This window comes from Janthinobacterium sp. PAMC25594 (assembly GCF_019443505.1).
Taxonomy (GTDB): Bacteria; Pseudomonadota; Gammaproteobacteria; order Burkholderiales; family Burkholderiaceae_D; genus Janthinobacterium.
On sequence record NZ_CP080377.1, the window covers coordinates 4,499,081 to 4,518,231 of the forward strand.

Consider the following 19,151-nt stretch of genomic DNA (forward strand, 5'->3'; position numbering starts at 1 on the left):
CATGCCGGGCATGCGATTTAAAAGACAAATCATGAAGATCAAATTGAACGGAAAGAAATGACACAGAAAAGCAAAGTGAAGGTCGGTATTATCGGCACCGGCAATATTGGCACCGACCTGATGGTCAAGATCATGCGCTCCGAGTGGCTCGAATGCACCTTGTTTGCCGGCCGTAATTTCAACTCGGCAGGCATGCAAAAAGCCAACGAGCTTGGCGTGCATATTTCTGACCGCGGTATCGATGCGATCGTGCAAAACCCGGATATTTGCGACATCGTGTTCGATGCCACTTCCGCGCACGCGCACCATGAACATTGGGCAATTCTCGATAAGCTGGGCAAGACGGTTATCGACATGACACCGGCAAAGCTTGGCGCCTTGTGCATCCCTGCCATCAATGCCAAGGAAACCCTCGACAGCGGCGCACGCAATATCAACATGATCACTTGCGGCGGCCAGGCGTCGATTCCTATCGCTAACGCGATTGCCCAAGTACATCCGAATATCGCTTACATCGAAGTTGCTTCCAGCATTTCTTCGCGCAGCGCCGGACCCGCCACACGTCATAATCTTGATGAATATATCGATGCGACCGAGCAGGCGCTGCAAAAGTTTTCCGGCGCGGCGCGCTGCAAGGCGATTCTGATCCTGAATCCCGCCCGTCCGCCGATCGATATGCAGACCACGATTTATGCGCAGATCGAAAATCCAAGTATCGCAGAAATCCGCATTTCAGTCGAAGCGATGGTCAAGAAAATCAATGCCTATGTACCCGGCTATAAAATGATCGTCAATCCGACAGTTGATGGCAATCGCGTCATCGTTACCATCAAGGTGGTGGGAGCCGGCGATTATCTGCCGCCGTACGCCGGAAATCTGGATATCATCAATTGCGCTGCCATTGCCATTGCGGAACAGGTAGCCGAAATTTCATTGCGCAAGGAGCAAAACAATGACTAAGAAAGTACTCATCACTGATCCGACCTTGCGTGACGGTAATCACGCTGTGCGCCACCAGTTGACGGCCGAAAATATCGCCAACTATTGCCGCGCCGCCGAAGCGGCCGGCGTACCGATCGTCGAAGTCGGCCACGGCAACGGCTTGGGCGCGTCGTCGATGCTGATCGGCGAAGCCAAACTGACCGATATCGATCTTCTCGCCGTGGCGCGCGAAAACCTGAAACACTCGAAGCTGGGTATCCACTCGATTCCAGGCTTTTGCACCATCAAGAAAGATCTGGCCAAGGCGATCGACGCCGGCGTTGACGTGTTCCGCATTGCTTCGCATTGCACCGAAGCTGACACCACCGACCGTCATATCGGCTACATCCGCCAGGCCGGCAAGGAAGTGTTCGGCGTGCTGATGATGAGCCATATGGCGACACCTGAAGTGCTGGTCGAAGAAGCCAAGAAGATGGAGTCGTACGGAGCAGAAGGCCTGATCATTATGGATTCGGCCGGCGCGTATTTCCCGTCCGACGTTACCGAGCGCATCTCGCGCCTGGTCGACGCGTTGTCTATCCCGGTCGGCTTCCACGCCCATAACAATCTCGGCATGGGCGTGATCAATTCGGTGACCGCGGTCAATGCTGGTGCCTCGATGATTGACGCCAGCATCTATGGTTTTGGTGCTGGTGCAGGCAATGCGCAACTGGAAGTGCTGATCGCCGTATTCCAGCGTCTCGGCATCGAGACCGGCATCGACTTGTACAAGATTCTCGACGCTGCTGGACTGGCTGCCAAGGAATTTGTGACGACAATTCCGACGATTTCGTCGCTGAGTATCGTCAGCGGTCTGGCTGGCGTGTTTTCCGGATTCGCTAAGCCGGTAGATCGTGCTGCAAAGGAATACGGCGTCGATCCACGCGATATTTTCTTCGCACTGGGCAAACGCAATGCAGTGGCCGGACAGGAAAGCCTGATTTTTGAAGTGGCGCAAGAACTGGCCGCGAAAAAGGTATTTGTATGATGAGTACTAAACCCTCCGAATTGAAAAACGACTGCCTTAGAGCTGCTGCAGGCGCAACCGAAACTCGCACTGGGCTGACCAATCAGCATATCGCAGTGACAGGTGGCACCGGTTTTCTCGGCAGCTGGATTGCAGAGATGGTCGCGGCGTTGAACGATGAATATCAACTTGGTATTACGCTTGATTTATATTCACGTAATGCAGCTGAGTGGGCCAAGAGTAACCAGCGTCTCGCTTCGCGCGGCGATATCAATCTTGTTGTACAAGATGTTCGCTCTCCATTCGCTTTTCATGCTGCGACAAGCTATGTAATTCACGCCGCAGGTATTCCAGATAACCGTGTGCATGCGTCTGATCCCTTACGCGTTTTTCAAACCACTGTGCTCGGCATGGCTCATGCGCTAGAAGCTGCGGCCCAGTTGCCGGACTTGAAGCGTTTGATCAATCTGAGTTCGAGCTTGGTGAGCGGGACTCCTGAGCGTAGCGGACCGATTACCGAATCAGATTTCTTTGCTATCCCGGTTGCTCAACTGCATGGTGTCTATCGTGATGCAAAGCGGAGCGCAGAAAGCTTATGTGCCGCTTATCGTAGCCAGTTCCGCCTGCCGATCAGTATCATCAGACCTTTCACATTTGTTGGACCATATCAGGAAATTGATCGCCCTTGGGCAATTAACAGTTTTATGCGTGACATGTTGACAGGAAGTGAAATTCGCATGCATAACGACGGTTCTGCGCGTCGCAGTTATTTATATGGCAGTGATGCTGCTTGGTGGACCCTTGTGGCGTTGCTTAAAGGTGTCGACGGCCAAGTCTACAATATGGGTAGTGCAGAACCAGTGTCACATATGGAGCTTATCAAATTAATTGAAAAAATCAGCAACAAAGATGCAAAAATTGTTTTCAGCAATGCGACACTAAAGGTGTCGAAACCAGATGACCTGTATCCGGACCTTAATCACAGCTATAAATCGTTAGGAGTCGAACAAACCTGCACATTAGAGCAGGCAATTAAGAAGACCTATCGTTGGCATTTGAAAAAAACTGCATAAAAATGTCGCAATAATGGTCAATAGAGTTATTTTATGTGGCTGAATGCGACTATGTAACTCTGGACTAAAAGAGATTGGCCGGTTCCAGGAGTTCAGCTGTGAACTGGGCCGGTTTCTCTTTATGTAATATGGCGTGCATTTAGAATGCAGCAATTGATATAGCCTGTTTCCAAAATATTGACGTAAAAGGAAACGAGTCAGGTATATTTTTATTAAGTAACAACGACATAAGAATTGTTCGCATGAAGCGTTTTCTTGATTTGCTTGGAATAGATAAGACGGTTGCCTATACATTGGGCGCTCGTGGTTGGAACATGTTATCCGGATTTCTTACATTATTGCTAATTGTACATTTTTTGAGTGCCGATGAGCAGGGATATTATTATACATTCGCGAGTGTGCTTGCAATGCAGGTCGTGTTCGAATTAGGAATGAGCTACGTGATTATGCAATTTGCCAGTCATGAAATGGCACATTTGCAATGGTCATCAAATGACACAATTGTTGGTTCAGCGATAGCAAAAAGTCGCTTAAGATCTTTGATATTGCTGATTATGAAATGGTACGGTGCAATTGCCGCATTCATTGTTTTTTTCATACTTCCTGGTGGCTGGTTCTTCTTTCATATCAATCAATCAAGTTCAAGCATTACATGGCAGGGGCCATGGATTTGGCTGGTGATGTCAGCCGCTGTCAATATATATGTTATGCCTTTGATGGCATTGCTAGAAGGTTGTGGGCGCATTGCTGAAGTTGCTCGATTGAGAATGCTGCAAAATATTGTAGGAAGCATTGCTGCATGGAGCGTATTGATTGGCGGCGGGGGGTTGTATGCAGCTTCAGTTCTTAATACTGGTTTTGCATTAACGGTTCTGTTGTGGTTATGGAAAACAAAAAGGAATTTTTTTAGGGATTTATTATCTGCGGAAAAGAATAGTATCGGTATAAACTGGAAAAAAGAAATCTGGCCGTTTCAGATGAAAATTGCGCTAAGCTCTTTGTGTGGGTTTTTTATTTTTCAGTTTTTCACACCCGTAATATTCGCATATCGAGGTGTAGTAGAGGCTGGCCAGATTGGTATGAGTATAAATATCGCGAATGCTGTGGCAAACATAGCAATGGCATGGATGAATTCCAAAGCTCCAAATTTTGGATCACTGATTGCAAAAAAAAATTACGTCGCATTAGATGCGATATTTTTCCCAACACTATTACGATCATTGGCAATCTTGGGGTTCCTCAGCACTATTTTATGCGCTGTAATTTTCGGCGCGCATGAAACAGGTATGAAATTTGCATCGCGATTTCTTGACCCATGGACTTTTTTATTGCTGATGCTGGCCACTACGCTGAATTATATCTCTTATGCACAGGCGGCATATTTACGAGCGCATAAGGAAGATCCATTTTTAGTGCTAAGCGTTGTATGCGCCGTACTGATTGGAATTTCAACCATGGTTCTCGGACGTCGTTACGGAGCTGATGGGGCCATTGTAGGTTTTTTTATGGTTTCATGTTTTATTGGCGTTGGATGGGGTAGTAAAATTTTCTTTTCAAAAAGAAAAGAATGGCAAATTTCGAAATGAATATCATGTCATTTATTTATTATTGAATTTTGAAATGAAAGATGATATGAGTAGCAGAATAGAAGTGTTTATCCCAGTCTACAACGGTGAAGATTATATTGCCGAAACAATTGAGTCAGTATTGAATCAGTCTGCGGTGGGTATTATATTAACCGTGGTAGATAATTGTTCAACTGATAGAACGCAAGAAATAATTTCGCAATATATCGCACAGGGTGTACGTTACATCCGGCATGAAACTAATATAGGTGGAAATCGCAATCATAATTATTGTCTCGATATTGCTGAGGCAGAGTTCATAAAATTGCTATCTGCAGATGATGTATTGCTCCCTGGGATTATTGAAGCGCAGGTAAACGCATTGCAAGCGAATCAGAACTGTGGACTCGCAACCTGTAACTATTTAGTGACGAACGAAAATTTATTAGAAATTTCTACGGTTGCTAATATTTCAGGTTTAACACGAGGTGTAGATGCAATAAAGATTTGTGCTAATAAAATTGCTAATCTCATCGGCAATCCCTCTGCAGTAATGTTGAGAAAGAGTATGCTTGGAAATATACGGTTCGATAAGGACTTTAAATGGCACGCTGATTTGCGACTGTTTTGTGATGTATTGCGCCATTCTGATATGGTTAATGTTGATGTGAATGGTTTTTTATATCGCCGGCATGATTTAACCGATTCTGAATTAGGCTGTCCTGTTTCAGTAAGAATTCATGACGAAGTATTATTCATTCGTGAAAATGCTGGCATTAGCCCGATCCCTAGACTGCGTATGTTGAAACGATATCGGTTTAAATATATTAAGCAGCTATTGAATACAACATTGTGATTTTTAAATGAAGATATTATTTGTCAATACGCTTTATGCACCGAATATTGTCGGTGGTGCAGAAATAATTTTAAAATCGTTAGCTGAAGGCGTGGCCAGTCGTGGTCATGAAGTTTGTGTCTTGACTACTTGCTCAGAAGATGGGATACATTCCGAAGTCGTGGACGGAGTAAATGTAATTAGAGTCGGGATAAAAAATATTTACTGGACTTATAAACCAGGCCACAAAAAAGTATATCAGAAATTATTCTGGCATCTTCGTGATATATATAATAATTCCATGGCAAAAATTGTCGAAAAAATCATTCTTGATTTTCGGCCGGATATTATTAATACTCATAATATTGTTGGTTTTTCATCTTCAATTTGGCCGCTAATTAAAAAACATAAAATACCTTTGGTTCAGGTGCTGCATGATCAATATGCGATCTGTCCTAACTCAAATATGTTTAAAAATGGAAATCGATGTGCTACTCAATGCGCGCAATGTAAAGTATTTCGATTGCCACATAAAGAACTTTCCAATAATGTTGATGCTGTTATCGGTGTTAGTAATTTCGTTCTACAGCATCATTTGAAAAATGGCCTTTTTAGAAAAGCAAAAATAAAAATACCGATTATTAATGCAAAATCATTTAATTCTATTCAATTAAATGCGCCAGTTGAAAATAAGAAAAATATTCGCTTTGGATACATTGGTGGGTTAGTGCCTGCTAAAGGCGTCGAGATTCTATTGCGAACATTTTCGCAGTTGTCAGAAATAAAAAATATTAGTCTGGTGGTCGCTGGTTCAGGTGAAGTTGATTATGTAAAAAAATTAGAGAAATATTCCTGTGAAAATATTAATTTTTTGGGTTATGCATCACCAGATATTTTTTTTAAAAATATAGATGTTTTAATTGTTCCATCTTTATGGAATGATACACTTCCAACGGTGGTTTTTGAGGCATTCGTTTACGGGGTACCTGTCATTGGCAGCAATAGAGGTGGGATACCAGAAATGATCAAACATGGAGAAAATGGTTTTTTGTTCGATCCAGACTCATCAAATGATTTGAAAGATTTAATCTCTGAAATAAGTCGTTATCCGGAAAAATTGCAATATATGCGTGGTGCGGTATTGAATTCGTCCAAGCGTTTTTTAAACGTGGACGCATGGGTTGACGAGTATATTGATATTTTTTCAAAATTAGCAGGCGATGCGGCATAATTGTGAAGAATGAAAATTAATTTTTGGAGGTATTGTAATTTTGAAGTTCTTTTTTGATGCACGATGGATTGGTGATCACGGAATTGGTCGAGTTGCGCGTATGCTTGATATGACCCTGAATTTGCCAAGGTTGAAGATCGGTGGTTCTCCGTCGTCTCCACTTGATACGTTGCGCTTGTTTTTTGCAATCATGTTTAAAACGCCATTTAAATCTTGCGTTTTTAGCCCAGGTTATAATGCCCCGTTGTTTATTTTTAAGCCGTACATTTTCATGATTTACGACTTGAATCATATTGATCGTGCTGAAAATAGCAGTCGCCTCAAGCGAATTTATTATGCATTAATCATGCGTCGGGCCTGCCGAAATGCCTCAGCGGTGATGACGGTATCGGAATATTCCAAAGCTCGTATCGTTGAATGGGCCGGCGTTCCTGAAAATCAGGTAGTTAATATTGGTATTGGTGTTGATAAAGCATATTCCTCCGCTGCAATCGCCCATAATCCTGGCTACGCCTATTTGCTGTGCGTCAGTAACCGCCGTGCGCATAAAAATGAGCCTCGTGTGATTGAGTCATTTTCGAAAGCGAAAATCGATCCCGCAATTCGGTTGGTGTTCACAGGCGATGCCACCGAGTCACTGTTTGCTTTGGCGGTTACATTCGGTATCGCACAACGTATAGTATTTGCTGGACGAGTTGCGGAGGCTGATTTGCCCGGTTATTACCGAGGGGCTATTGCATTGGTATTTCCTTCATTGTATGAAGGTTTCGGGCTACCGGCGATAGAGGCGATGGCCTGTGGCTTACCGGTATTGACGTCCAACACTACATCCTTGCCTGAAGCGGCTGGAGATGCAGCTTTGTTAGTTGATCCCAATTCAGTTGAGCAGATCAGTGCCGGAATCGAGCGTCTTTGTAGTGATCAGGAGCTGCGTGCAGGAATGATTGAGCGTGGATTTATACAAGCTAGTCGGTTTACTTGGGAAATGACAACGACCCGCGTGTCGAACGTGCTTCGTGAAATAGATAGGAAGTTTTTATAATGCGAGTTGCAATTATTCATGAGTGGTTTGTCAGCTATGCTGGCTCAGAGCGCGTCGTGGAGCAGATGCTAAATTGTTATCCATCCGCCGATCTGTACAGCGTTGTGGAATTCCTGACCCCAGAGCAACGTGCATTTATTCAGCATAAAACTGTCAAGACCTCATTTATCCAAAAATTTCCTTTTGCTTGCAAGCACTATCGACATTATTTACCTTTCATGCCTTTGGCAGTCGAACAATTTGACCTGTCATCTTACGATGTCATTATTTCCAGTAGCCATGCGGTGGCCAAGGGAGTATTAACTGGCCCTGATCAGTTGCACTTGTGTATGTGTTACTCGCCTATTCGCTATGCTTGGGATTTACAGCACCAGTACCTTAAAGAATCGAATATGCAGTCTGGTATCAAAGGCTGGATAGCGAAGATATTACTGCACAAGATCCGCTTATGGGATTATCGCACTGCGCATGGTGTCAATCATTTTATTGCGATTTCAAAATTCATTAAACGACGTATCAATAAGGTATACGGACGTGATTCTACAGTGATTTATCCGCCAGTCGATACCAACGCTTTTACTTTACAGTTAAGCAAAGAAGATTTTTATTTAACGGCGTCTAGAATGGTGCCGTACAAGAAGATGGATATAATAGTTGAAGCATTTGCAAAAATGCCGGAGAAAAAACTGATCGTCATAGGTGATGGTCCAGATTTTGAAAAAATCAAGGAAAAGTGTCCATCGAATGTCACATTGATGGGGTACCAGAAGTTCGAAGTATTAAAAGATCATATGCAAAGGGCAAGAGCTTTTGTTTTTGCTGCGGAAGAGGATTTTGGAATTACGCCTTTAGAGGCACAGTCCTGCGGTACGCCAGTAATTGCCTTTGCAAAAGGTGGCGCATTGGAAACCATCAATGGTCTGGAGGATCCGGCACCGACAGGTATTTTCTTCGATGAACAATCTTCTGATGCTATCGTCACAGCGATAAAGAAATTTGAGGATAACAGGCATTTGATTACGGCGGAAAATTGCGCAGCAAATGCCAAAAGGTTTTCTATCCAAGTTTTTAAAGAAAAATTTTCTGATTTTGTTGAAGAAAAATATTCTGAATGGAAAAAAAGCCTAAAAAGTTTGTAATTGGAAATTTTATGGCTTTTAGCCGACTTGTTATGATGGCAATGCCCTAGCCACCTCGCTGATTGGCGGGTTTATATTTGAATTTTAATTTTAGTGAGTTATATGAATATGATGAAAACAGCATTAATTACTGGTATTACAGGTCAAGACGGGGCCTATCTGGCTGAATTGTTGCTGGAAAAAGGCTACAAGGTATACGGAACCTACCGCCGTAGCAGTTCCGTCAATTTCTGGAGAATCGAAGAATTGGGTGTCGCCACGCATCCAAACCTGACCTTGGTGGAATATGATCTGACCGATTTAAGTTCCAGCATTCGCCTGCTCAAGTCCACCAAGGCGAGCGAAGTATATAATTTGGCGGCGCAGAGCTTTGTCGGGGTGTCGTTTGATCAACCTCTGACTACGGCGGAGATCACTGGCCTGGGGCCGGTCAATCTGCTTGAAGCGATCCGTATCGTCAATCCTGAGATCCGTTTTTATCAGGCGAGTACGTCCGAGATGTTTGGCAAAGTCCAAGCCATTCCGCAGGTCGAGGATACCCCGTTCTATCCCCGCAGTCCATATGGCATTGCCAAGCTGTATGCGCACTGGATGACTATCAATTATCGCGAGTCCTACAATATTTTTGGTTGTAGCGGAATCTTGTTCAATCACGAGTCGCCACTGCGCGGCCGGGAGTTTGTTACCCGAAAAATTACCGATAGCATGGCAAAAATCAGTCTGTCGAATCTGGATGTGCTGGAACTCGGTAATATGGATGCGAAGCGCGACTGGGGTTTTGCCAAAGAATATGTCGAAGGCATGTGGCGCATGTTGCAGGCCGATAAACCAGATACTTATGTACTAGCGACTAACCGTACTGAAACAGTGCGTGACTTTGTTACCATGGCTGGCCGCGCTGCAGGTTTTGAGTTGGCGTGGGAAGGCGAAGCCGAAAATGAAGTGGCAATTGATCGCAAGAGTGGCAAGACGATTGTTCGGGTCAATCCGAAGTTCTATCGTCCGGCGGAAGTTGAATTACTGATCGGTGACCCGGCCAAAGTCAAGCGCGACCTGGGCTGGGAACCGAAGACTACACTGGAAGAATTATGCCAGATGATGGTCGAAGCCGATATCCGTCGCAACCAAACTGGTTTTTCGTTTTAAATGGCTACCAGAGCTTTAATTACTGGCATTCAAGGGTTCACCGGACGATACATGGCTGCCGAGCTGGTGCAGGCTGGCTATGAAGTGTTTGGTTTGGCGCATGGCAGTCAGGGTGATATGCTTCCTGGCGTAAAGGACATAGTCGTATGCGACCTGGATGATCAGGCTGCCTTGTCTGCGGCCCTTGAATTCATACAACCGGATGTTGTCATTCATCTTGCCGCCATCGCCTTTGTTGCACACGGGGATGCAAATGCAATTTATCGCACCAATTTGATTGGTACCCGTAATTTATTGGAGGCCTTGTCCAAGGCCGCCAAGAAGGTTGGCGTCGTACTCCTGGCAAGCAGCGCCAATGTGTACGGTAACAGCACCGGGGGTACTCTGGATGAAGCCAGCGTAACGGCGCCGGCAAATGATTATGCAGTCAGTAAATTGGCCATGGAGTATCTGGCGAAGACATATCTGAACAGACTACCCATCATCATTGCCCGGCCGTTTAACTATACTGGCGTGCATCAATCGGAATCATTTTTATTGCCGAAAATTGTCAGTCATATACGGACACGCCGTTCAGTGATTGAGTTGGGAAATATTAATGTTTCTCGGGACTTTTCGGATGTTCGTATAGTTGTGCAATATTATCGTCGCTTGCTGGAATGTTCGGATGCTATTGGTGAAACATTCAATGTATGTTCAGAAGTTGCATACTCATTGCAAGACGTTTTAATCATGGCCCAAGAAATTTCTGGTCACATATTAGATATTAGAATTAATCCTCAGTTTGTGCGTGCAAACGAAGTACCAATACTAATTGGAAGTCGAACCAAATTAGTAGAGACGGTTGGTGAAGTCACCTCGATTGAACTCTCCGAAACATTACGGTGGATGATTAATTATTCGGAATGAAAATATAATTAGTATTGTCGCAATGGCTATTATTTGATAATGTTAGATGTTATTTTATTTATTGGTACTTTAAATGTCGCGAATGTAAAAAATGAATAATTTTAATTTGATTGATAATTCTACATTGCGGCATCGCAATTATGTGACTTTGCAAGTATTGTTTTTCTTTGGAATGATCGCGGTTTGTTTTGATGTTATTAACATTGATTTAGGAAACTTCAAGCTAAAGATAGCATATGTTTGGTTTTTTATTTATTTAATATTATTTTCTTTCTTCTTTAAACTATCTATTAAAAAAAATAACTTGACTGTATCTGCGGTTTTTTTGGTATCGCTATTTCCATCTTTGTTTTTTTCAAATAATATTATTACTAGCTTGGCATTTTATGCAGGGGCAGTTATATGTATTGTCATAATGTTGATATTTTCAAAAATGACAATACTGGTCGCGCCAAAAGTAATTCCTCTTCTTTTTAATTTTTATAGATTTTCTATAATATTAACAGTAATTTTTGTTGTTGCCAGAATTCAAGAGCGCGGTCATTTTCTTTTATATGAGTCTTCATATTATGCGGTCGTACTTATACCATATTTCTGTATGACATTTTATCGTCTATTCTTATATGGTTTTAAGTGCTGTTTTGCCGATCTGTTTTTAATTTTTATTGCTATCGTATTTACGCAATCGGTATCAATGGTTGGTTGGAGCATTTTATCTTTTTTTTGTATTTATATGAAATCTGGATTGTCAAAGCGCATTCATTTTATTGCTATTTTTTTGGTTATTATTTTATTTTTTATTTTGGCGTACTTCTTAAATAGTCGTGCGCAAATAATCATTAATCGTTTTTTCTTGTTATTTGAAAATCCATCGGATTCTCTTAGCCTTTTTATTTTTGTAGTTGGCAATAGACTTCAAAGGGTCTTTATTGCTTATGAGGCGTTTATGCAAAACCCATTATTTGGAGTTGGTTTAGGGGTTTTGCGAGAATATTCCACAAATAATTTCGACCCTTTTGATTTTGTATTAAATGGTGTCACTGCTTCCGATTTTACAGTTAATTCCCCTGCTGCAAATGTGTTTGTCGAAGTAGCTGCCGAATCAGGGATTATAGGATTTTTGGGATATATGTGTATTTTGATTTATATACACGGGAAAAAGGGCAATGAAAAATTATTGACCCCATTGAAAGTTTCATTTTATGTAACGATGTTTGCTTTGCTGATCGATGCAAGCTATCTTAGAAACTATGTATGGGCTTTATATGGTATTGTTATTGGATTAAGCTCGTTGAGTCCGGAAGTGAGCTCAAAGTTGTCATTTGATCCTAAAATTAATAAGACAATAAACTAAAAGTCAAGACTGGAGCTAAGGAAGCGCTGATCAATTCTCTTGCTTAGCTCGCCCTGGGTAACTCAACACCGATTTAGGCGATGAAGAAAGGGCAGGAGAAAAAGCCGGAATTATTCGTTAAACTTGTATGTAACCAGGCCGGTCTTGACAGCTACTGTTTTCTGTAGGCAGGCCATAGAATATATCAATCAGGCACTGCAGCGATAATCAATCGCGCCTATTCATTGCAATGAAAGGACATCCGCATATAGGGAACCTGATGTGCCTGGAGTTGTTCGCTATTGACCGCCGATGGCGGTTGGTGATCACCGACAATGTAGGCTTCGGTGCAACCCAGATCAACACTCATGCTCAAGGTAACTACCATGCTGCCGATGGCATTGCGCGCAACAATTTAGGAATCGCCAATAGCATCAATATCCCGGAAATACTGTGTTGGAGCTTCGAGCATGGATGACGCGACTGGTTCATGGCTGGACAAAGAAAGCATGTATAGAAATGTCTTATCTTCGTGACGTATCAAATCAATGCCATAAGTAATCATATCTTCGTCACAAATTCCTGCAAATGGTCCTGGGCAAGTATTGAGCTGTCGCATTTCAGGTTGAAAATATGCGTTATCGATACCCAGGTGCTTCCAGACAGTATCGCGGGCATAAAACATCTTTTGATAACCATGTACGCCAAAAACTTCATACCCCATTTTTTTCATGTACGCGGGTGCGCAGTTATCGGCAACCGATGAAAAATTCGTGTCGGAATTGAGTCTTATATATTGGGAACATAACTCGCGGATCTCTCCTTGCATGGTGGAACCATGGTAATCGGTAAAGCCGGTCTCAAGCACCCTGACACCATCCCGCTGTAGCCGTTTCTTAACTGACACTAACGAAGCCTGGCTCTCTCCCCATGACTCCACAACCAACAAAACCATTTTTTGGGGTATCTTTTCTGTGGCTTTGATATGATTTAAAAATGTCGGCTCTGTAGTCTTTCCCAAAAAATTCTTCTCATGTGAACTGTCATCGGGAAACAATGTCTTGATTGCGAACGGTGACGGTGTGATGATCATTTTTCGTAGAGATGCGGAACCCACATCAAACATCGACATGGCAGATTTTAAAATTACTAAAAAAATTCCTATGATCAACGCATATTTCCTAAATCCAAGGGAGCTTTTCCTATAGATGTCGGAAAAAATAAAGAACGACATTGCCGAAACAAATAAAAAACAGGTAATTAGTACCGGCGTAGGTGTATTTCCCATTACCGCAAATAAATAAAAATGGTAAGAGTTGGGTCGGATGTTCCAGTTTGCCAAGATAGAAATTAAAAAATCAAAACCCAGATAATCTTTATCAGCAGCGATAGCCAAGGCTTGAGACGTTTTTCCAGGTAGGGAAAAAATAGCGGCTCGATGCATATATATAGCCTGCCGAATGCGAAACTCCAGATAATACTGGGTAACAGCATCCATAAAAAACAGCGAAAATATATGAATTTTCTAGATTGAAGAGAAAAAAATCGATCTTCTTGTAGTGTGAAAAGTAAACTCATGAATTGAAAATACTAAAAAGGACATCTTATTGGCGCGAGAAAGAATTCTCAGAGAGCCGCAAAAAGTATAAATATTTAGCAATGTTTTTTTGGGCATTTATTGTAACATGCTTGTAATAAATTTTCTTTAGCATACTCACATTCTAAAATCGCGTATAGTCGTGTAAAAAAAACGATGTATTTCATAGTCATTTTGTGACATTTCAGCGGAAGTGAGTGACGGTTTAAAAACTTCATAGCAACTTTCGGGTCAAAGCATCTTTGATGTTTTGGAGCGATTGATGATGTGGACGCAAGAGAATCGAAGCCGGCATCAGCAGGTGAGGACGGCACTCAAACGTGGCTATCCCACAGATGTGAAAGATGAAGAGTGGCGCCTGATCGCGCCGCTGCTGCCACGGCAAGCGAAGACGGGAAGACCTCGCAAGACGGACTTGCGCGCAGTGATCAATGCGCTGCGTTACATGGTGCGGTCCGGATGCGAGTGGCGCATGCTGCCCAATGATTTCCCGCCGTATCAGACGGTCTATTACTGGTTTCGGCGCCTGATGCGGCGCATGCTGTTTCGCACCATTCATGACTTGGCGCTGATGCTGGATCGCTTGTGCAATGAGCGGGAGGTGCTGCCGAGTGCCGGTGTTGTCGATAGCCAGAGCGTGAAAGCACCCGGCGCGCGAACGCGAGGTTATGACGCCAACAAGAAACTCAGCGGGCGCAAACGCCACATTGCGGTCGACACGGATGGTCGCTTGCTGGCGATAAACCTGACGCCAGCCGACATTGCCGACTCCACTGGCGCGCAGATGGTGCTCGATGGATTGATCAAACGCTGGCCGTGGGTGAAGCATCTGTTTGGGGATGCGGCATACGACCGCAGACAGTTGATGGACAAGGCCGCGTTTCTCGACTTTACTGTGGAAGTCGTGCGCCGTCTGCAGGGGCAGCAAGGTTTCGCTGTTCAGCCAAGGCGCTGGGTGGTCGAGCGAACGTTCGCATGGCTGATGCGTTACCGGCGTCTGGTGCGCGACTACGAACAGCGCATTGACGTGTCGGAAAACATGATCTATCTGGCCATGGGATCGTTGCTGCTGCATCGACTAAATTTCCGCTAAGTTATTAAACCGTCTCTGAGCAGGCTGGTCTTGACACGGGCCGTATTGCACCGCCTCGGCCACGTCGGCCAGAAATGTGCTGGTATGCGCTGTTCGGCACGGTGCAAAGTCCATGTGCGGTGCTCGATGGCCTGGCACGATGCCATCGGCACCTCGAACACATTGCACCGTTCCGCGACCAGGCATCGCCATGGGGCAGAGCTTGGCAGCAGTGATCGTACTGAAGGCAGGCGATGCTGGATGACTTGTGCGGGCCGCTCGATCTGGCGAAGCAATGTTCCTTTGTGCTCGGTTTGACCACCGGCTATCTTGCCTGAAGGCTCACGTAGGGAGCGTGTCTTCTTGATCGGGCCATCCGACGACGGCCGCTTGCTTGACTTGTGGCTGTCCTTGTTCACCTTCGATTCGAGCGCGTCCAGAAGCTCAAGCAGCGTCGGCATCTGGCTATCATTCTGCATTTGCGAGAGAGTGGAACGGTCGGATGAAAACAGTTTTTTGGAATCGACACTCTCATGAACCGAGAGCCAATGTTTATTCTTACAATTAAATAACCCGAACAGTCATACAGGCGATAGTCTGCCCCATTTCGTTAATGACTTAAGTACACCCTGAAATACCACTTTGTCGGGCACTTCACCTTCTTGGCCTTTTGATTCTTCATGAGGTCGATTTCTCAGATCGTGATTATTTGAAATCGCTTTAAATTGTAGCCCGGTTCAGTCCTGGCACAGTTTCAAGGCTTCCTGCCATTGAGGCAGAGCGCAAAAAGTATCTACCAGGAGTTGTGAGGACAGCATTGAATTGGTGGGACGTTGCGCCGGCTGCGGATAGGTTTTGGTCTCTATCGCATTCAAACGTGGTTTCTTATGCACTGATGCATGGGCCATGATCGCTTCGGTAAAACCGAACCAGCTGGTCCTTCCTTGCGCCGTCAAATGATACAGACCGGAGCGTGCCTGCCACCATGCTTGCTGGTCGCTTGCCACCAGGCTTTGCACCACGATATGCGCCGTGGTATCGGCAATGGTGCGGCTCCACGTCGGTGCGCCGAACTGATCGGATACGATACTTAGTTCTTCGCGCTCCTTTGCCAGGTGCAGCATGGTCAACAGAAAGTTCTTGCCGTGCGTGCTATAGACCCAGCTGGTACGCAAGATCAAGTGTGCGATGCCGCTGGCTTGGATCGCCTGTTCGCCGGCCAGCTTGCTGCTGCCGTAGACATTGATCGGGCAGGTCGGATCGGTTTCAACGTAGGGACCATCTTTCGAGCCGTCGAACACGTAGTCGGTGCTGTAATGGATCATCGCGGCGCCCAGCTTTTTTGCCTCTTCCGCCATCACGCCCGGTGCTTCGCCATTGATGCGTAGCGCCAGTTCAGGCTCGCTCTCGGCCTTATCGACAGCGGTGTAGGCCGCCGGATTGACGATCAGGGTCGGTTTGATGCTGCGGATCACGTCGCGTACCTGATCCAGATCGGCCAGGTTCATCTGGCTGCGGTCTAGCGCGATGATCTCTCCCAGACCTTGCAGGCTGCGTTCCAGTTCGTGGCCGACCTGGCCGGTTTTTCCTGTAATTAAGATACGGCTCATATGTGTTACCGTGAATGTTGGCGCGGCGGTGTTGCAGTGCTCAGGCGAAGACGTCGGCATTGGCCAGCAATGTGCCGACCTTGTCCTTGCCCGACAGTAGCGGTTCGCCGTCCAGCGGCCAGTCGATGCCGATCGCCGGGTCATTCCACAGGATGCTGCGCTCGAACTCCGGCGCCCAATAGTCGGTGGTCTTGTACAGGGACTCTGCGCTGTCGCTGGTCACCACGAAGCCGTGGGCGAAACCTTCAGGTATCCATAGCTGGCGTTTGTTGGCGGCCGACAGGACTACGCCAACCCAGTGGCTGAACGTCGGCGAGCTTTTGCGCAGGTCAACGACGACGTCGAACACTGCGCCGGCGGTGACGCGTACCAATTTTCCTTGTGGCTGCTGGATCTGATAATGCAGGCCGCGCAAGACGCCCTTGGCCGACTTGGAATGATTGTCCTGCACGAAAGGTCGGGTAACGCCGGTCAGTTCGGCAAATCGCTTCTGGTTAAAGCTTTCATAGAAAAAGCCGCGGTCGTCACCGAACACGGTCGGTTCGAGTATCAGCACGTCAGGAATGGCTGTGGTCTGGATCTGCATGGTATTTCGGCATCGTATCAATTAGGTAGAAAGCGAAGCGCGACGCATCTCAGAATATCTTTTCGTTGAGCAAACGCAACAGATATTGACCATAGGCGTTCTTCTTCAACGGCAGGGCCAGTTGTTCCAGTTTGGCGCTGTCGATATATCCTTTGCGGTAGGCGATTTCCTCCGGGCAGGCAACTTTCAAACCTTGGCGATTTTCGATGGTGGCAATGAACTGTCCGGCTTCCAGCAACGATTCATGCGTGCCAGTATCGAGCCAGGCCATGCCGCGCCCCATCAGTTGAACGTTCAACTGGCCGCGCTCCAGATAAGTGCGGTTGACATCTGTGATTTCCAGCTCGCCACGTGGTGACGGAGCGATGCCGGCGGCAATATCGCACACCTGGCTGTCATAGAAATACAGGCCGGTGACGGCGTAGTTCGATTTTGGCTTGAGCGGTTTTTCTTCGATGCTGACGGCGCGCCGCTGTGCGTCGAAGTCGACCACGCCATAGCGTTCCGGATCGGTGACATGGTAGGCAAATACGGTCGAGCCGCTGGTACGTTCCGAGGCTTCGCGTAACTGCGTTTCAAAGTCATGGCCGTAATAGATGTTGTCGCCCAGAATCAGGGCCGATGGCGCATCGCCGACAAACTCTTTGCCAATAATGAACGCCTGTGCCAAGCCATCCGGGCTGGGCTGCACGGCATAGGTCAGGCTGATACCCCACTGGCTGCCATCACCGAGCAATTCCTGGAAGCGTGGCGTATCTTGTGGCGTGGAAATGATCAGGATGTCACGTATGCCGGCCAGCATCAGAGTGGTCAGCGGATAGTAAATCATCGGCTTGTCATACACGGGCAGCAGCTGCTTTGATACGGCCATGGTGACGGGGTACAGGCGCGTGCCGGAACCACCGGCCAGGATGATGCCTTTGCGTTCGATCGCTGCGCTCATCAGATTGCTTCCTTTGCCGCATCGCGTGCCGCATAGTTTTTTTCTACCCACGTCAGGTAGTCGCCCGACTGCACGTCGCGTACCCAGGCCTGGTTGTCCAGGTACCACTGCACCGTCTTGCGTATGCCCGTGGCAAAGGTTTCTGCCGGCTTCCAGCCCAGTTCGCGCTCGATCTTGCGTGCATCGATGGCGTAGCGGCGGTCGTGACCGGGGCGATCCTGTACATAGGTGATTTGTTCGCGATAGCTGCCGGACGCTTTCGGATCCAGCGTATCGAGGATGTCGCACAGGGTATGCACGACTTCCAGATTGGCCATTTCATTCCAACCGCCCACGTTGTAGACCTCGCCCAGACGTCCCGCTTCCAGCACGCGACGAATCGCCGCGCAATGGTCGCCCACATACAGCCAGTCGCGCACTTGCATGCCGTCGCCATAGATCGGCAAGGGTTTACCGGCACGGGCGTTGCTGATGATGAGGGGAATCAGTTTTTCCGGGAAATGGAAAGAGCCATAGTTGTTCGAGCAGTTTGTCGTCAGTACTGGCATGCCATACGTATGGAAATAGGCGCGTACCAGATGGTCGGAGGCTGCTTTCGATGCCGAATAGGGGCTGTTTGGCGCATACGGCGTCGTTTCGGTGAATGGCGGATCTTGCGGACCCAGGGTGCCATAGACTTCATCGGTCGAGACGTGCAGGAAACGGAAACCGTCCTTGGCCTCGCCCGTCAGGCCGGACCAATAGGCGCGCGCGGCTTCGAGCAAGCTGAAAGTGCCGTTGACGTTGGTCGCAATGAATTCGCCGGGGCTATGGATCGAGCGGTCGACATGGCTTTCCGCCGCAAAATGCACGATGGCGCGTGGCTGGTGTTCTGCCAACAGGCGCGAGATATGGGCGGTATCGCAAATGTCTCCACGTACAAAAATATGCCGCGGGTCTTGCTCCAGGCTGGCCAGATTGCTGAGGTTGCCTGCGTAGGTCAGTTTGTCGAGGTTGATGACGGGCTCATCGTTGAGTGCCAGCCAATCGCGTACAAAATTTGAACCGATGAAGCCGGCGCCGCCGGTCACTAAAATCATGCTCTTATCCTTTTCTTGCCTTGCAAATTATTTAATTTTTTGG

The 19,151-nt window shown here is 46.3% G+C and carries 17 protein-coding genes and 1 pseudogene; 12 read left to right on the forward strand and 6 right to left on the reverse strand.

Going from position 1 to position 19,151, the window contains the following annotated elements; genetic code table 11:
* Positions 1–57: 57 nt before the first annotated feature.
* The 11 genes and pseudogenes from KY494_RS20110 (at position 58) to KY494_RS20160 (ending at position 12,242) form a co-directional block, all read left to right on the forward strand.
* On the forward strand, positions 58–960 hold the full coding sequence (locus tag KY494_RS20110; RefSeq protein WP_219887983.1) for an acetaldehyde dehydrogenase (acetylating): 903 nt from the start codon (positions 58–60) through the stop codon (positions 958–960).
* Complete coding sequence (dmpG, locus tag KY494_RS20115) at positions 953–1,969, forward strand: 4-hydroxy-2-oxovalerate aldolase (RefSeq protein WP_219887984.1); 1,017 nt, start codon at positions 953–955, stop codon at positions 1,967–1,969. Before KY494_RS20110 ends, dmpG begins: the two co-directional genes overlap by 8 nt.
* Positions 1,966–3,021 (forward strand): NAD(P)-dependent oxidoreductase, encoded by a 1,056-nt coding sequence (locus KY494_RS20120; protein WP_219887985.1) that lies wholly within the window; start codon positions 1,966–1,968, stop codon positions 3,019–3,021. Before dmpG ends, KY494_RS20120 begins: the two co-directional genes overlap by 4 nt.
* 242 nt (positions 3,022–3,263) lie before the next feature.
* Positions 3,264–4,607 carry a lipopolysaccharide biosynthesis protein gene (locus KY494_RS20125; RefSeq protein WP_219887986.1) on the forward strand — a complete coding sequence of 448 codons (1,344 nt, stop codon included), beginning with the start codon at positions 3,264–3,266 and terminating at the stop codon, positions 4,605–4,607.
* Between the two features lie 34 nt (positions 4,608–4,641).
* Positions 4,642–5,442 (forward strand): glycosyltransferase family A protein, encoded by an 801-nt coding sequence (locus tag KY494_RS20130; protein WP_219887987.1) that lies wholly within the window; start codon positions 4,642–4,644, stop codon positions 5,440–5,442.
* A 7-nt stretch (positions 5,443–5,449) separates the two neighbouring features.
* A complete protein-coding gene (locus KY494_RS20135) occupies positions 5,450–6,652 on the forward strand; it encodes a glycosyltransferase family 4 protein (RefSeq protein WP_219887988.1) in 1,203 nt (400 codons plus the stop codon).
* Positions 6,653–6,752: 100 nt separating this feature from the next.
* A complete protein-coding gene (locus KY494_RS20140; protein ID WP_219887989.1) occupies positions 6,753–7,694 on the forward strand; it encodes a glycosyltransferase family 1 protein in 942 nt (313 codons plus the stop codon).
* Positions 7,694–8,776, forward strand: a pseudogene (locus KY494_RS20145) (glycosyltransferase family 4 protein); the annotation flags it as partial. The gene KY494_RS20140 and the pseudogene KY494_RS20145, both read left to right, overlap by 1 nt.
* A gap of 168 nt (positions 8,777–8,944) precedes the next feature.
* Positions 8,945–9,979: a GDP-mannose 4,6-dehydratase gene (gene gmd / locus KY494_RS20150; RefSeq protein ID WP_219891669.1), complete on the forward strand. Its 1,035-nt coding sequence runs from the start codon at positions 8,945–8,947 to the stop codon at positions 9,977–9,979.
* A gap of 51 nt (positions 9,980–10,030) precedes the next feature.
* Entirely contained in the window at positions 10,031–10,888 is an 858-nt protein-coding gene (locus KY494_RS20155) for an NAD-dependent epimerase/dehydratase family protein (protein ID WP_258194347.1), read from the forward strand.
* Positions 10,889–10,979: 91 nt separating this feature from the next.
* On the forward strand, positions 10,980–12,242 hold the full coding sequence (locus KY494_RS20160; protein WP_219887992.1) for an O-antigen ligase family protein: 1,263 nt from the start codon (positions 10,980–10,982) through the stop codon (positions 12,240–12,242).
* Positions 12,243–12,636: 394 nt separating this feature from the next.
* Here KY494_RS20160 and KY494_RS20165 read toward each other — a convergent pair whose 3' ends face one another.
* Positions 12,637–13,719 carry a sulfatase-like hydrolase/transferase gene (locus KY494_RS20165; protein WP_219887993.1) on the reverse strand — a complete coding sequence of 361 codons (1,083 nt, stop codon included), beginning with the start codon at positions 13,717–13,719 and terminating at the stop codon, positions 12,637–12,639.
* A 364-nt stretch (positions 13,720–14,083) separates the two neighbouring features.
* Here KY494_RS20165 and KY494_RS20170 point away from each other — a divergent pair, with 364 nt between their 5' ends.
* Positions 14,084–14,911, forward strand: a complete 828-nt coding sequence (locus tag KY494_RS20170; RefSeq protein ID WP_219891670.1) for an IS5 family transposase — start codon at positions 14,084–14,086, stop codon at positions 14,909–14,911.
* On the opposite strand, the gene KY494_RS30190 is transcribed toward KY494_RS20170, so the two are convergent.
* The 5 genes from KY494_RS30190 to rfbB form a co-directional block, all read right to left on the reverse strand.
* The gene (locus KY494_RS30190; RefSeq protein ID WP_375143375.1) at positions 14,908–15,369 is read right to left on the reverse strand and encodes a DUF6444 domain-containing protein; all 462 of its coding nucleotides are present in this window, start codon (positions 15,367–15,369) and stop codon (positions 14,908–14,910) included. The genes KY494_RS20170 and KY494_RS30190 overlap by 4 nt on opposite strands.
* Positions 15,370–15,627: 258 nt before the next feature.
* Entirely contained in the window at positions 15,628–16,500 is an 873-nt protein-coding gene (gene rfbD / locus KY494_RS20180) for a dTDP-4-dehydrorhamnose reductase (protein ID WP_219887995.1), read from the reverse strand.
* A gap of 40 nt (positions 16,501–16,540) precedes the next feature.
* A complete protein-coding gene (rfbC, locus tag KY494_RS20185) occupies positions 16,541–17,086 on the reverse strand; it encodes a dTDP-4-dehydrorhamnose 3,5-epimerase (RefSeq protein WP_219887996.1) in 546 nt (181 codons plus the stop codon).
* A 49-nt stretch (positions 17,087–17,135) separates the two neighbouring features.
* A complete protein-coding gene (gene rfbA, locus KY494_RS20190; protein WP_219887997.1) occupies positions 17,136–18,029 on the reverse strand; it encodes a glucose-1-phosphate thymidylyltransferase RfbA in 894 nt (297 codons plus the stop codon).
* Positions 18,029–19,108 carry a dTDP-glucose 4,6-dehydratase gene (rfbB, locus tag KY494_RS20195; protein ID WP_219887998.1) on the reverse strand — a complete coding sequence of 360 codons (1,080 nt, stop codon included), beginning with the start codon at positions 19,106–19,108 and terminating at the stop codon, positions 18,029–18,031. Before rfbB ends, rfbA begins: the two co-directional genes overlap by 1 nt.
* Between the last annotated feature and the right edge of the window lie 43 nt (positions 19,109–19,151).

Coding starts and splice junctions, on each gene's coding strand:
- KY494_RS20125 (WP_219887986.1), top strand. CDS start 3,264: ATGAAGCGTTTTCTTGATTTGCTTGGAATAGATAAGACGGTTGCCTAT.
- rfbD (WP_219887995.1), bottom strand. CDS start 16,500: ATGAGCCGTATCTTAATTACAGGAAAAACCGGCCAGGTCGGCCACGAA.
- KY494_RS20110 (WP_219887983.1), top strand. CDS start 58: ATGACACAGAAAAGCAAAGTGAAGGTCGGTATTATCGGCACCGGCAAT.
- rfbA (WP_219887997.1), bottom strand. CDS start 18,029: ATGAGCGCAGCGATCGAACGCAAAGGCATCATCCTGGCCGGTGGTTCC.
- KY494_RS20120 (WP_219887985.1), top strand. CDS start 1,966: ATGATGAGTACTAAACCCTCCGAATTGAAAAACGACTGCCTTAGAGCT.
- dmpG (WP_219887984.1), top strand. CDS start 953: ATGACTAAGAAAGTACTCATCACTGATCCGACCTTGCGTGACGGTAAT.
- rfbC (WP_219887996.1), bottom strand. CDS start 17,086: ATGCAGATCCAGACCACAGCCATTCCTGACGTGCTGATACTCGAACCG.
- KY494_RS20135 (WP_219887988.1), top strand. CDS start 5,450: ATGAAGATATTATTTGTCAATACGCTTTATGCACCGAATATTGTCGGT.
- KY494_RS20165 (WP_219887993.1), bottom strand. CDS start 13,719: ATGGATGCTGTTACCCAGTATTATCTGGAGTTTCGCATTCGGCAGGCT.
- KY494_RS30190 (WP_375143375.1), bottom strand. CDS start 15,369: ATGCAGAATGATAGCCAGATGCCGACGCTGCTTGAGCTTCTGGACGCG.
- KY494_RS20170 (WP_219891670.1), top strand. CDS start 14,084: ATGTGGACGCAAGAGAATCGAAGCCGGCATCAGCAGGTGAGGACGGCA.
- KY494_RS20155 (WP_258194347.1), top strand. CDS start 10,031: ATGGCTGCCGAGCTGGTGCAGGCTGGCTATGAAGTGTTTGGTTTGGCG.
- KY494_RS20130 (WP_219887987.1), top strand. CDS start 4,642: ATGAAAGATGATATGAGTAGCAGAATAGAAGTGTTTATCCCAGTCTAC.
- gmd (WP_219891669.1), top strand. CDS start 8,945: ATGAAAACAGCATTAATTACTGGTATTACAGGTCAAGACGGGGCCTAT.
- rfbB (WP_219887998.1), bottom strand. CDS start 19,108: ATGATTTTAGTGACCGGCGGCGCCGGCTTCATCGGTTCAAATTTTGTA.
- KY494_RS20160 (WP_219887992.1), top strand. CDS start 10,980: ATGAATAATTTTAATTTGATTGATAATTCTACATTGCGGCATCGCAAT.
- KY494_RS20140 (WP_219887989.1), top strand. CDS start 6,753: ATGCTTGATATGACCCTGAATTTGCCAAGGTTGAAGATCGGTGGTTCT.